Raw genomic sequence first — 13,843 nt, 5'->3', positions numbered from 1 at the left:
CCTACGCCGACACAGCCGGTTGAGTGGAAAGTTTTTCCCGTTCCTGCCTGGCTCGCTCCAATGTCTTCTCGATACCTGCGGCATCGCCCGCTTGAATAAGTTGCTTCAATTGGCCCAGTGAACGTTCGTAGGCTTCGATGAACATGACCACATTGTCTCGGTTCCAGAGGAAAATGTCGCGCCACATTTCAGGAGAACTCGCGGCAATCCTGGTCGTATCCCGTAACCCGCCGCCCGAATGCCTTGCCAAATCGAGGGAGGGAATCTGTTGCTCGCGTATCTCTGCCAGGGCATTGATCAACGCAAAGGCCGCCACATGGGGCAAATGGCTCACCGCACCGAGAACCTTGTCATGTAAATGGGCATCCATCGTCAACACGACAGAGCCGGTCTCCCGCCACATTGCTTGAACCTGCTCAAGCGCTTGTGGGTTTGTCCTGTTCGTCGGCGTGATGATGCAGCGCGCTCCCATAAAGAGCCGGTCCGAACCAGCCGCCACGCCCGTCTTTTCCTTACCGGCGATAGGATGGGCACCGACAAAATGGACCCCCGTCGGCATGGCCCGTTCTGCCTGCTCCACCAGAAGACCCTTCACGCTTCCAACATCGGTCACAATTGCGCCAGGCTTCAACGAGGAGGCCCACTCCGTCAAATGCCGATCATAGGTATCGACCGGCGTGGCTAACACCACGAGATCGGCATCCCTCACCCCGTCTTTGGGGTCGGCAACATAGCAGTCGATCGCACCTAACTCGACCGCCGTCTTCAAGTTCTCGACACGTCGCCCAACCCCGACAATCTTTGTCGCCAAGCCCTTTCGGCGCAAAATCATGCCGAGCGATCCGCCGATCAGCCCGACTCCGATAATCGTGACTTGAGTAAAATGCAGCGCCACTTTTCAAACGAGGCTGAGCCGAACCTCAACCCTACGTCCTTCAACCGCAGTTCTTTTGTTTACAATTCTCGACCGACGGCGACCGCGATCTTTCGCATGTCATGCATTAATTCTTTAAACTTACTCGGCTTAATAGACTCTTCACCGTCACACAGCGCACATTCCGGATTCGAATGGACTTCGATCAAAAGACCATCCGCCCCAGCAGCCACAGCCGCTTTTGACATCGGCGCCACCAGATTCCACTTACCGGTAGCATGGCTAGGATCGACGATGACTGGCAGATGCGACAGTTCCTTCAACGTTGGAACCGCCGCGAGGTCGAGTGTATTGCGATATTGCGTCTCGAAGGTCCTGATCCCCCGCTCGCATAACATGACGTTCTGATTTCCCCGGGACATGATGTATTCCGCAGAGAGGAGGAACTCCTTGATCGTCGCCGACAGTCCCCGCTTCAACAGCACCGGCTTGTCGTACGCTCCAACTTCCTTGAGGAGCTCGAAATTCTGCATATTACGTGCGCCAATTTGGATAATGTCGGCTTTCTCAAGAAACAATTCGATGTCGCGGGTATCCAGAATCTCACTGACCACCGGCAACCCGGTTTGTTTCTTGGCCTCGACGAGATAATCCAACCCTTCGCGTCCGAGCCCCTGAAAGGAATAGGGGGACGTGCGAGGCTTGTAGGCGCCGCCGCGCAAAATACTCGCCCCCGCCGCCTTGACCTCGTGGGCAATACCGACCGTGAGTTCGAGCCGCTCCACCGCACAAGGCCCTGCCATGATCACCAGTTTGTTGCCGCCGATCTTGACGCCGCTCACGTCGATGATCGTGCCTTCACGCTTAAATTCGCGGCTGACAAGTTTCCACGGTGCGAGAATCGGCAACACACTTTCAACGCCCGGCAAGGCCGTGAGAGGTTGATTGTGCAAAACCCGATCGTCACCGATCACGCCGATGATCGTCCGTTCCTGACCGGTCGTCAGTTGCGACTTCAGCCCTAACTCACGAAGACGATCGATAATGTGGTCGACTTCCCGTTCACTGGCTTCCGGTTTTAATACAATGATCATGTTGCCCTCACCTTCCACTCACTGCGAGTGGATCACCCGCTTGAACACAGCCAAGAATTCTCTGTTTTCTTCTTCCAGGCCGATGGTTACTCGAACCATGGACCCCTCGATATGACGAATAATAATCCCCTCACTCAGCATGGCATCGAATACCTTGCGGCCATCTCGTCGAATATCGACATACACGAAGTTTGCTTCGCTCGGGATCGGCGCAAAGCCAAGATCGGTCAACCCCTTGACCACTTGCCCCATTCCGGCCTCATTCACCACCCGGCTTCGCGCCACATGTTCATCGTCGCCGAGGGCGGCGAGCGCGGCATGCTGGGCGAGACTGTTGGCATTGAAGGGAGGGCGGAGGCGGTTCAGGAAGTTGGCGATCTCTGCGGTCGTCACGCCATATCCAATGCGCAATCCAGCAAGGCCATAGATCTTCGAAAACGTCCGCAGCACGATCACATTCCGCCCCTGCTTCACATAGGCCAGGGAATCCGGGAACTGCCGACTTCGAACATATTCGACATAGGCCTCATCCAATACCACGACGACATGCGCAGGGACATGCGCGAGCAGCTGTTCAACCTCATCGGCCGACACCATCGTTCCGGTCGGGTTATTGGGGTTGCAGAGGAACAGAAGCCGCGTCCGGTCGGTAATCGCATCGGCCATCGCCGGAAGATCGTGCCTCCATTGCTTCAACGGAACGATGACAGGCTTTCCGTGAGCAGCCGTTACTTCCATCTTGTAAATGACGAAGGTCTGATCGGCCATGATCGCTTCATCGCCCGGCGCCAAAAACGTACGGGCGAGCAGGCCCAAAATTTCATCCGATCCATTCCCAAGGATGACCTGATCCAGCGTCACCTTACAGCGATCTGCCAAGGCTCCACGGAGGCGAAACGCCCCGCCATCTGGATAGCGATGCAGCGTCGAGGACCCCTCGCTCAATGCAGCGAGTGCCTTAGGGGAAGGGCCCAGCGGATTTTCGTTGGACGCCAGCTTAATGACACGTGCGAGCCCGAGCTCCCGTTGGAGTTCCTCAATCGGCTTCCCTGGAACATAGGGACTCAGCGAGGCAATATCTGGGTGGACCTTCAGTGGCATGGCGTTAGCTATGAGCCGGATAGGACCCGAGGATTTTCATGAACAAGCATCTACCGGAGACTTCTTCGATCGCTTTCTTAACCCGGTCGTCCTCAATATGGCCTTCGATATCGACAAAGAAAATGTACTCCCAGGCTTTTCGTCTAGAGGGACGCGATTCAATCTTGGTCATGCTCAGGCCATGCGACGCGAAAGGACGGAGAAGATCGTACAGGGCACCGACTTTGTCTTTTACCGAAAGCATCAAGGAGGTCTTGTCTTTCCCCGTCCGCTGAGGCGGTTTCTGAGACAAGATAAGAAAGCGGGTCATATTGTTCATATTATCTTCGATGCGAGCCTTGATGACCTTCAAGCCGTACAGTTGAGCCGCAAGCTCCGATGCAATGGCGGCAAGGGAAGGGTTTTCCACGCATAGCTCTGCAGCGCGTGCGGTACTCGCCACTTCCGACAAAGGCACATGGGGCAAGTTCGTTTCCAACCAATTTCGGCATTGCGCAATGGGCTGGGGATGAGACTGGATCTTCTTCACCTCTTCCATCAGCCCAGACTTCGACATCAAATGGTGGGACACGTCCTGATGAATCTCTCCATAGATCAGGAGATTGGAATCAATGAACATGTCGAGCGTGTGATTGACCACGCCTTCTGTCGTGTTCTCGATCGGGACTACACCAAAGTTGGCGCGCCCGCGCTCAACTTCGCTGAATACGTCCTTAATGCTATTGACCGGGATATATTGTGCCGACGACCCGAACTTCTGCATGCAGGCCATATGCGTAAAGGTCGCTCGGGGCCCGAGATAGGCTACCTTCTGCGGGCCCTCAAGAGAGAGAGAGGCGGACATGATTTCTCGATAGACCGGCCGAATAGCCTCGGAAGGAAAGGGCCCGGAGTTTTGCTGTATGAGACGCTCGATGATGGCCGCCTCACGCGCCGGGGTATGGAGATTGGCGTCGGCATCCTGCTGCTTCTTGAGCTTACCGATCTCAATGACGCTTTTGGACCGCTCATTGAGCAGACGCAAGATCTCGTCATCGATGCGATCGATTTCTTTCCTGTAGTCGGAAAGGTCTCCGGACATAGCCAACCTCCTCTTCCCAGCCCAGTGAGGCGGTCACCCGTCCGTCGGCTGGAATGGCACAAGCTAAGTAGGGAATGATACAGGAATCATTCCAGGCAATGCAAGGAGACCCTCGCCGTTTCAGGGACTTGCGTGAGGCGCGCCAGCTGGTTGAACCTGTATTAGAAGAGTCTGACAGAGACCAAAATACTCACGAGAAGAGGAGAGAGCTGGGCCTTTTGAAATGATCAAAAGCCAGTTTCGTGACTTGGCGCCCGCGGCCGGTTCGTTCAAGAAAGCCGGCTTGAATCAAGTAGGGCTCATGGACATCCTCGAGGGTCCCCTTATCCTCCTGGACTGCCGCCGCCAGAGACTCGACTCCGACCGGTCCCCCGGCAAATTTATCGATAATGGTGAGCAGAATCTGACGATCCATCTCATCAAACCCCGCCGTATCGACGCCAAGCCAGGCGAGCGCATCCTGCGCGACAGGCTGGGTAATGCGTCCACCCGCCTTGACCTGAGCATAGTCACGCACTCGCTTGATGAGCCGGTTAACGATACGAGGAGTCCCGCGAGCGCGACAGGCAATTTCCCTCGCTCCGTTGGAGTCGATTGGAATTCCGAGCACCCCCGCTGAGCGAGTCACGATAGTCTCCAGCTCCGCGGGAGAATAGAACTCCAGGCGATGGACGAGGCCAAATCGGTCCCGAAGCGGGGACGTCAGAGCACCGGCCCTCGTCGTCGCGCCAACTAACGTAAAACGCGGGAGATCCAACTTTACCGTTCTGGCTGCAGGCCCTTGGCCGATCACGAGATCGAGCTGATAATCCTCCATGGCCGGATACAGCGCCTCTTCAACGGAGGCGGGAAGCCGGTGAATCTCGTCAATGAATAGGACGTCGTGCTCTTGGAGATTGGTCAAAATCGCGGCCAAATCACCCGCATGAGCCAAGACAAGGCCGGAGGTCGATCGGAGGGAGGCTCCCATTTCACGAGCAATGATGTGCGCGATCGTGGTTTTCCCTAATCCAGGCGGACCGTAAAAAATCGTATGATCGAGCGCTTCGTTCCGCTGCTTCGCCGCCTCGATACAGACCCGCAAGGACTCTTTCATCCGCTCTTGGCCGATATACTCATCCAAGGTCTGCGGACGCAGCACATTCTCGGTACTGCGCTCTTCGTCCGTAATCTGCGTGCTGATCACTCGCTCGGCCATCGTTACTGAAGCCTCTCTCGTTGTGCGCTTATTTCTTTTCAGGCGTTGGGAGGTACTTGGGCGGAGGCGGCAAGGCCCCCTGCCCAGGTGTTGCCGTACTCCCGCAATCTGGGGGGCACGTCTTACCACCCTGAGTCGGATCGGGAAGGTTCTGCTCCATCTTCTCCAATTGACATTGCGCAAGCCGCCCTCCGTCCTGGCTCCCACAGCGGCCCGGCAGAGACGAGCTGCCGATTTCGCGGTAGCCCTCAGGACAAGACCCACAGACGGACAACAGATTCGCCCCGAGCGGAACACATTGAACGAGGGTGGGGTCGCCGTCCTTGCAAATCTCCTTCGCCTCAGTCACGCCGGTCGTCGCATAGCCTTCAGGGCACTTGCCGCAGGTCTTCCTGATGCTTTTCGGCTCGCTCGGCTCTTCGGCTTGCACGGGCATGGTCCACAACCCCAGTAGCAGCGCGACAAGTCCGATCGATAGGTGAGTCCAGGCTCTTCGTTGGGTCGACCTCGCCATCATTGCTACCCCCTTGCCAGCTCTTTTAAACATTCACGAATCATGTCTTTCAGCACGATGGATTCAGGATTGGACTTCTTCACCTGTTTCAATGCCTCTTTGGCATCTTGCGGGCGATACCCTAAATTCACAAGCGCGGACAGCGCGTCATCGAAGGTCACATCCTGCCCCTGCCAGGATGAATCATCTCTTGGGACGAGGCCAGGATGGAGCTTTGCGACTTTATCCTTGAGCTCCAACACGAGACGGCTGGCCGATTTGTTCCCGATCCCTGGAACCGTAGTCAGCTTCTCGACATCTTCCGACTGAATCGCGAACACGAGGTCGGACACTGGAAGCGCCGACAAGACGCTGAGCGCCAGCTTGGGACCGACGCCGGAGACGCTGGTCAAGAGCACGAACGCCTCTTTTTCCTGCGATGTCAAAAAGCCGAAGAGCTGAATCGCGTCTTCACGGACATGGGTATGGATGCTCAGAACGGTGCTTTCACTGAGATTGGGCAACCCATAGTAGGTACTGAGCGGGATGAATACTTCGTAGCCGACGCCGTGCACGTCGAGAACCAGATAGGCTGGCGCCTTGAAGGCCAATCGGCCCGTCAATGAGGCGATCATACTCTGTGAGGCAACATAAGCTGAAGGTGTTCAGGCTCAAGACTGACCTGTTCGGAGCGCCGACCTTCAGCCTGGATACCTGAAATATTACCGTTGTTGTTCATCCAGCGGCAGCTACCTTCTCCATCACCTCGTCGGAAATATCAAAGTTCGCATGCACTTTCTGGACATCTTCATGCTCATCCAAGACTTCCATCAACTTGAGCATTTGCTCGGCGGCCTTTTCCTCCAGCTTGATCGTGTTCTGCGGAACAAAGGTCACTTCCATCAGCACGGTCTCAATCTTCGCATCAAGGAGCGCTTTCTTCACGGCCTCGAAGTGGTGCGGATCCGTGAGCACTTCATAGCTTGACTCGCCCACCTTGACGTCCTCCGCTCCCGCGTCGAGCGCGAGAGAGAGCAGCGTATCTTCGTCGACTTTGCCCTTCTCGATCGTGAGCAGGCCCTTCTTGTGAAACTGCCAGGAGACAGCGCCCGCCTCAGCCATGTTGCCATGATTTTTCGTGAGGAGGTTCCGCAGCTCGGCGACGGTACGATTACGATTGTCACTCGTGATCTCCAGCAATACGCCGACCCCTCCAGGTCCATATGCTTCCAGATGAAACTCTTCATAGATAACGCCGGGCAATTCCCCCGTGCCACGCTGAATAGCTTTCTTCAGCGTATCGCCAGGCATATTGGCTTCTTTGGCCTTTAGGATGGCCAGCCGAAGACGCGGATTTCCGTCCGGGTCAGAGCCTGACCGGGCGGCAATCGTCACTTCGCGGATGATTCGCGTGAAAATCTTCCCGCGCTTAACATCCATGGCCCCCTTGTGCCGCTTAACCGTTGCCCAATGGCTATGTCCACCCATAATGTACTCCATGCAACCGGCTCAAGGAGAGCCGACCGCGTAAGAACATGATGTCAATCGATTAGAGCTGGTACACGTAGCACAGGGCTGAAAGGGAGTCAATTAGACCAGGGCGGGCACCGCGACGGAGCCAACTACTCAGAATACATCAATAACTGTACCCCGATGAGGACGATCAGACCAGCCCAGAGCAACTCCCATTTTGAGCCAACTGTATGCGATGGGAAGCGAAACCGTTCGACGAGCAGCTTGGACGAACCAGCTGTCACGGCAAGAGTCCCCATCAACGCATGGTCCATTGCGATTTTGTACGCAGAGAGATGGGCTCCATGCGAATGGCCAAAGAGCATGAGCCCACCGATGATGGCAAATAGGGGCAGGGGCAGACTCCATAAGCCATAGGAGATACGGCCAACCCGCCGTAGCACTTCAATAGATCCTACAAAGAACAACAAGAATCCATAGATTTTATGTTGGAGGATTTCCGGATCTTCCCCTGAAAATGTCTGTAGAAAACCGAGAGATCCGATTGGCCAGGCCTCATGATCGCTCCAAATTAGGAGGATAAGGCTGCCCGATACCATGGCGATAGGCAATACCAGCCTCATCCACAACAGAGACGTCAGGCGTAAGGGATGGCTCAACTCGGCACAACCCATCAGCAGAACAATGAACCCGGCGAGATGGTGATTGAACTCCGAATAGGCGATGCCCTGAGCCGAGCCCTCCCACCCACTGACGGTGAGGCCATGGTGATCATGACCGGAAGCATGCTCGCCGCCAACGGCCTCAGCATAGAGCCAACCTGCATCAATGGACAGGGCTACAACCATCACGGTAATGGCAAGCCCCATCCACAGGCTCGCCAATCGGAACGCGACAGACAGTGAACACCCTCGTTGTAATGGAAAGGCCCATCCAGAAAACTGGATGGGCCTCTGCTCCCACACTTGCACGAATCTATTCCTTACATGAACTTCATAAACTTATCTTTCGTCTCATCCATCACTTGCGCCGTAATGGTCGCCAACCCGCGCTCCTTCGCCACCCGCTCGACCTCTTTGCGGGCCATCGGACGGATGAAGTCCGGGATATTCTCAAGCCGCTTCTCAGCCTCAGGCGTCCAGGCCATCCCGTTGCTCGAGTCGCTCTTGGAATCGTCCATCACTTGCAACGTAATGGTCTGGTACCCCTGCTTACGGGCAAAAGCCTCGACACTGCTCTGCACCATTGGCTTCACGAATGACGGAAGACGCTCGAGCTTCTCTTTTGCATCGACTGACCAGGTAAACTCGGAGGCCGCTGCGCCACCGGTGGCAGGTTTTCCGCCAGACGTCAGCCCCATTTCCGCGACCATCGCGGAGAAGGGACAACCGCCACTGGGCTTTTCTCCAGGCTTACCCGCCGGTGCGGCGGTGGCCGTCGGTGCGGCTGCAGCCGGTTGGCCAGCCTGAATCTTCTCGTTCAGATAGGCTGCCATTTGACCGGAGCCAGCGGTCGCCTCGTCCTTCAACGTGCCACGGGTCATCTCAAAGGGCTCGGCGGCTACGGTACGTCCACCCAACTGCACGCCGAGAGAACTGACCATCTGAGTTTCACCAGGGTTGGTCACCATAGAAAACTTGGCGCTGCAAGACGGGCAGCCGAAGAACACGCCGAGCGTGCCCTCTCCGGGCTTCTCCACCTTCTCAAAGTTCATGTAGGTTTCACAATTGAGGCACACGAATTTCATGGCGTCTCCTCTTTAGCAGGCTGCGGAAAAACTATTGTGGCACAGCGGAAACTCAATGGCCCGCACATCTAGGACAACAGGAGCATATCGCACAGAATGCTCAAAATGGCCATCCAGCAAGGCCGCAGCGAGCGAAGAGGCGAGGCGTACTAGTTAGTACGTTGAGCCTCTTCGTGAAGCGAGAACACCGCTGGCGGACTTTTTCAGCATTCTGTTAGGGCGGAACATCACAGTTTATCGGCCAGCACCTTCTTGTAATCGAGTAATGTCCTGATACGTCCGGCAATTTCCTGGTACCGTTGAATCGTCGGATACGTGTCGTCGAGCAACGGCTCACCCTTGTCGAAGGTGCGCGCGAGCTTCCGGTCGAAAGGAATTCGTCCGAGCAACGGCAGGTCCAGCGCCTCACACATCGCCTCGGTGTTGCCCTCGAATAGCTCGTTGACCTCCCCGCAAGAGGGACAACGATACTCACTCATGTTCTCGACCATGCCCAGGACCTTGATCCCCATATCCCGCGCATAGGTGACAGACTTTTGCACCACGTCTGAGGCCACTTCCGACGGGGTCGTGACGACGATCGCTCCCGCCAAATCTGGAATGAACCCAGCGATGACGGGTGGCTTATCCGCTGCCGCTCCTGGAGGCAAATCGACGAGGAGATAGTCGAGCTCGCCCCACACGACATCGGCTAAAAACTCACGGATGACGTTCATCTCCATCAGGCCAAGCCACACCGGGCTGACATCCATCGGCCCCTTCCAGCGAACCGGCGAGGCATCGTCCAGAAAGAAGTCCATCGACGCGACTTTCACGCCAAGCGGCCCGACCGGTGGAGTCGCTCCCTCTGGCCTCATGGTCAACGACTGACCATGCATGCCCAACATACGGGGCACACAGGGTCCGTTCAGATCCACGTCGAGCAATCCGACCTTCGCCCCCTGCCGCGCAAATGCCAGGGCCAGGTTCACGGTCGTCATGCTCTTGCCCACGCCGCCCTTTCCGCTCATGACCACCAGCTTGTGCTTGATGCTGGCCATGCGGGCATGGACCAATTTCGTATTTTCAGAAATCTGCGCGAGGACCTTGGCATCGTCTGAGAACTTCAATTTGCCAAGGATGGCTTTCAAATCTTTCTCGACGGCCATGGGAAATACCCCTTGTTAACAGTGCAAATTCAGCGAGCTGAAACGGTATCATAGCGGTTTCTGGAGAGTCAAACTCCGCACATCCAGCCCCCCAGATGGCGCACATTTCAGGTCTAACAACCAAATTCAGGGACTACTCACTATCTTCGCAATGAGCGGCTTCGTGTAGAGCTGCTCAGGCGAGGCATCTCTTGAGTCACCGGAGTGGTAATACTCCCCGGCATCAAATGCATCATAAACGCTGTAGAAGTAAGGCGGAATCTCACAATCTTTCTGGAAGGATAGGAATGCCCAGAGATGGTTCATTGCGCCATCAGCGTCCTCAAAGGACCAGTTGCCCGCGCAGTAGCTCTCAGCAATATGGCGAGCCAAACGGTCAAGGAGCTCCGATGTGTTGGCGCACTGAAGAGTGCAAAGCTCTTGAAACGCCGGAGCTGATACAACGGTGCCGATAACGCTCCGCGCAAATGACTCTAGGTAGCCTTGCTTCATAACGCCCAACTATGTTTAGGCCGATCAGCACAAGAGCAGGATCTGCCATTTCTGTCCGCGTAATACGCCATCAATGGCCGCGATAAACATCCAATAATATTATATAATTCAACTAGCTATGCAACACTGCGCCCGAACAAATCATGGACCATACGGCTGAAGAAAACCTGTTTCGTCGTAGGGGGAGCTTCGCGGGTCTGTAGGTATATAACAAGCAGGGGGAAACCTCCCGCAGGATGCTCAAAAAGCTCGTCCAGCGAGGCCGCAGGCGAATCGAAACCGGAGGCGTACCCTCAGGGGTACGTTGAGGATTTCGATGAGACGAGAACGAAGCTGGCGGGCTTTTTCAGCATCCTGCTAGATGGAGTACTGAAAGATCGGCTTCGCCCCAATCGCCTGAGCCAAAACTCCGCGGCGTTTGAGCTCTTCAAGAATTTGTCTGGTCGCCGCATCAAAGTCTACCGGACCTGACAGCACGATATCCGTATTTGGCGGAGCTTCCTCCGGCACCTTACTCATATGAATGGCGATGACTGGGACCGGGTGGACGAGTGTACGAATAGCCTGAGCCGCCTCGACGTAGGCCATCCCGAAAGGATTGGTCGTCGAGACCACGATCAGCCCTGTATCGACCAGCAACCTCGCCACCTCGCCATAACGACGAGCCATTTCGGCCGCCTGCCCCCGCTCCCCCTCCGTGAGGTCTGCATCAAGTCCGCGGCGGAGATTCCCCCCATCGAGCAAGTAGGCATGCCGGCCGTCTGCCACAAGCCGGGCCTCGATAGTCTTGGCTAAAAATGACTTCCCTGTATGCCGCCCCCCAGTCACCAGCACAATTGCGGCTCGGTGACCATATTGCTGCGCACGGTCCTCGACCCCGACCTCGCCCTTGACCCAGGCAAAATCGCGCTGCCGCGCTTCTTCGCGGAGGAATTCCTGATCGTCATGGACCAGTTCTGTGACGATGCCGCCGCCGGCAATGTCGTACTCATCCACGAGCACGAACCGGCCTGTCGCCTCGAACGACGCCGAGAGATCGAACGCCACCGGCGCTTTGGCTCGAATGGTAATCTCTGCAACCTGATTCTTATTCACCACGCTGCTGCCCTGCTGCTGAGCCAGATCCATCGTATCGATGATCCGGTGAATGGTCGCGACTTCACAATCCACTTCCTTCGTCGCCACTCTAAGCTGATACCGCCGTCCTCGTTCCAACGGCTTCCGGCCCAGCCAGAACACATTCGCGCGAAAGGCCGTCGAGACGAGCGGAAGCTGCTCCTGATGCGATGCCACCTCTCCTCGCTCGACAAAAATCTGTTCATCGAGCGTGATCCCAACGGACTGGCCTGCATGGCCTTCAACCGGCAGGGGATCGACATTGAACGCTTCAATCGTTTTGACCGTTGCCCGCTTATTCGAGGGCGAGAACACCACCGAATCGCCGACTTTCAATTGCCCTGCCGTAATGCGTCCGGCGATGATGCGGCGGGCGTCGAACTTGTACACGTCCTGAACCGGCAGGCGAAGCGGTTGCTCGGAGCGCCCAGGCTCCTTCCTAAACGCACTAAGCGCATCCAGCACGGTCGGACCGCTATACCAGGGCATCTGCTCGCTCCGGTTGGCGATGTTATCGCCGAGCTTGGCGCTGACAGGAATGATTTGTTGCGGAACCGCCTTGAACTGCCCGAGGAACTCGCGATATTCCTTTTCGATCGCGTCGAACACATCCTGCTTGTAGCCGACCAGATCCATCTTGTTCACGACCACGGCAAACTGGCGGACGCCCAGGAGCGACAAGAGATAGCCATGCTTCTTGGACTGCTCCTTCACACCCTCCAAGGCATCGATCAACAACAACGCCCCTTCAGCCCGGGCCGCCCCGGAAATCATGTTCTTGAGAAACTCCTTATGCCCCGGCGCATCGATGATGATATATTGCCGGCCCTTCCAGCCGAAAAATGTCCGCGCGGTATCGATCGTGATTCCCTGCTCCTGCTCTTCCAGGAAGGCATCGAACAGGAACGCGTACTCGAACTGCTTCCCCTGCTGCTGACAGATCGCTTGAACCTTTTCAAGTTTGCCGTCCGGCAACGATCCCGTATCGGCATAGAGCCGCCCCAGCAAGGTAGACTTGCCATGGTCCACATGCCCGACGATGACGATGTTGAGATTGTCTGATGATTTCGCAATTACTTCCGTCATTTTCACACTCCAGAATGTTCAAACAGGCAGCCCAGCAAGGCTGCAGGAGAAGAGAAACCGCAGGCGTCCTCCCTGCGGCACGTTGAGGATTTCGATGAGCCGAGCACGAAGCTGGCAGACTTTTTCAGCATCCTCATTACATGTAGCCGTCTTTACGTAGCAACTCCATCCCGCGTCCTTCATCCTGCGCGCGGCCCGATCGCTCTGCGACTGTGGTATGCCGCAATTCGTCAATAATCTCATCGACGGACTTCGCCGTCGATTTGATCGGCGTGGTACAGGGGGCACAGCCGAGACTGCGATAACGCGTCCCGTCTCCCTTGTCGAGATAGAGATCGATGAAGGGAATGTTCTCGTATTTAATGTATTCCCAGATATTGATTTCCGTCCAATCCAGCAACGGATGGATCCGGATATGGGTCCCCGGAGGAAAGGTCGTCTTAAATTGATCCCAGAGTTCCGGTGGTTGATCGCGGAAATCCCAATCGCCATGTTTGTCGCGCGGTGAGAAATAGCGCTCCTTGGCTCTGGTCCCTTCCTCGTCTGCCCGCACACCGAGAATGATGCCCGTATAGCCCTTTTGCTCGATCAGTTGCTTGAGCCCATTGGTCTTCAAGGCCGTACAGCACGTCACGCGGCCCAGGGTATGGTTCATCCCGGCCGCGAGCGCTTCCTTGTTTTGCCCCACGACCAATTTCAGGCCCCACTCGCGGGCCACTCGATCCCGATATTCGATCATGGCTGGAATTTTGTAGCTCGTGTCGACATGGAGAAGCGGAAGCGGGACATGGCCGAAAAAGGCTTTTCTGGCCAGCCACAGCAGGACGGTCGAATCCTTCCCCATCGACCACAACATGGCCAAGTTGCCGAAATGTTTGTAGGCTTCTCTCAGAATGTAGACGCTCTGGTCTTCTAAATGACGAAGATGTTGCACGGACTC

13 protein-coding genes are annotated in these 13,843 nt (G+C 56.1%); all 13 read right to left on the bottom strand.

Features of this window, described 5'->3' with window-relative positions; genetic code table 11:
* Nucleotide 1: 1 nt before the first annotated feature.
* The 13 genes from Q8N00_13665 to cysD all read right to left on the bottom strand — a co-directional run bounded on the left by Q8N00_13665 (nucleotide 2) and on the right by cysD (nucleotide 13,837).
* Complete coding sequence (locus tag Q8N00_13665; protein ID MDP2383838.1) at nucleotides 2-895, bottom strand: prephenate dehydrogenase/arogenate dehydrogenase family protein; 894 nt, start codon at nucleotides 893-895, stop codon at nucleotides 2-4.
* A gap of 59 nt (nucleotides 896-954) precedes the next feature.
* The gene (aroF, locus tag Q8N00_13660; GenBank protein MDP2383837.1) at nucleotides 955-1,968 is read right to left on the bottom strand and encodes a 3-deoxy-7-phosphoheptulonate synthase; all 1,014 of its coding nucleotides are present in this window, start codon (nucleotides 1,966-1,968) and stop codon (nucleotides 955-957) included.
* A gap of 18 nt (nucleotides 1,969-1,986) precedes the next feature.
* On the bottom strand, nucleotides 1,987-3,069 hold the full coding sequence (gene hisC / locus Q8N00_13655; GenBank protein ID MDP2383836.1) for a histidinol-phosphate transaminase: 1,083 nt from the start codon (nucleotides 3,067-3,069) through the stop codon (nucleotides 1,987-1,989).
* Nucleotides 3,070-3,073: 4 nt separating this feature from the next.
* The gene (gene pheA / locus Q8N00_13650; protein ID MDP2383835.1) at nucleotides 3,074-4,150 is read right to left on the bottom strand and encodes a prephenate dehydratase; all 1,077 of its coding nucleotides are present in this window, start codon (nucleotides 4,148-4,150) and stop codon (nucleotides 3,074-3,076) included.
* Nucleotides 4,151-4,340: 190 nt separating this feature from the next.
* Nucleotides 4,341-5,348: a Holliday junction branch migration DNA helicase RuvB gene (gene ruvB / locus Q8N00_13645; GenBank protein MDP2383834.1), complete on the bottom strand. Its 1,008-nt coding sequence runs from the start codon at nucleotides 5,346-5,348 to the stop codon at nucleotides 4,341-4,343.
* A gap of 28 nt (nucleotides 5,349-5,376) precedes the next feature.
* Nucleotides 5,377-5,865, bottom strand: a complete 489-nt coding sequence (locus Q8N00_13640) for a hypothetical protein (protein ID MDP2383833.1) — start codon at nucleotides 5,863-5,865, stop codon at nucleotides 5,377-5,379.
* A 2-nt stretch (nucleotides 5,866-5,867) separates the two neighbouring features.
* Nucleotides 5,868-6,476, bottom strand: coding sequence for a Holliday junction branch migration protein RuvA (gene ruvA, locus Q8N00_13635; protein ID MDP2383832.1), 609 nt, complete (start codon nucleotides 6,474-6,476; stop codon nucleotides 5,868-5,870).
* A 100-nt stretch (nucleotides 6,477-6,576) separates the two neighbouring features.
* Nucleotides 6,577-7,329 carry a YebC/PmpR family DNA-binding transcriptional regulator gene (locus tag Q8N00_13630; protein ID MDP2383831.1) on the bottom strand — a complete coding sequence of 251 codons (753 nt, stop codon included), beginning with the start codon at nucleotides 7,327-7,329 and terminating at the stop codon, nucleotides 6,577-6,579.
* 134 nt (nucleotides 7,330-7,463) lie between these two features.
* Nucleotides 7,464-8,183: a hypothetical protein gene (locus tag Q8N00_13625; GenBank protein ID MDP2383830.1), complete on the bottom strand. Its 720-nt coding sequence runs from the start codon at nucleotides 8,181-8,183 to the stop codon at nucleotides 7,464-7,466.
* 113 nt (nucleotides 8,184-8,296) lie between these two features.
* On the bottom strand, nucleotides 8,297-9,061 hold the full coding sequence (locus Q8N00_13620; protein MDP2383829.1) for a PCP reductase family protein: 765 nt from the start codon (nucleotides 9,059-9,061) through the stop codon (nucleotides 8,297-8,299).
* Nucleotides 9,062-9,288: 227 nt separating this feature from the next.
* The gene (locus Q8N00_13615; protein ID MDP2383828.1) at nucleotides 9,289-10,209 is read right to left on the bottom strand and encodes an Mrp/NBP35 family ATP-binding protein; all 921 of its coding nucleotides are present in this window, start codon (nucleotides 10,207-10,209) and stop codon (nucleotides 9,289-9,291) included.
* 849 nt (nucleotides 10,210-11,058) lie between these two features.
* Entirely contained in the window at nucleotides 11,059-12,903 is a 1,845-nt protein-coding gene (locus Q8N00_13610; protein ID MDP2383827.1) for a GTP-binding protein, read from the bottom strand.
* 136 nt (nucleotides 12,904-13,039) lie between these two features.
* On the bottom strand, nucleotides 13,040-13,837 hold the full coding sequence (gene cysD / locus Q8N00_13605; protein MDP2383826.1) for a sulfate adenylyltransferase subunit CysD: 798 nt from the start codon (nucleotides 13,835-13,837) through the stop codon (nucleotides 13,040-13,042).
* Nucleotides 13,838-13,843 lie beyond the last annotated feature (6 nt).

The sequence above is a fragment of the Nitrospirota bacterium genome (assembly GCA_030684575.1).
In the GTDB taxonomy this organism is placed as follows: domain Bacteria; phylum Nitrospirota; class Nitrospiria; order Nitrospirales; family Nitrospiraceae; genus Palsa-1315.
Note: the sequence above shows the minus strand (reverse complement) of the source record. Positions and strands in the feature narration are given on the sequence as shown.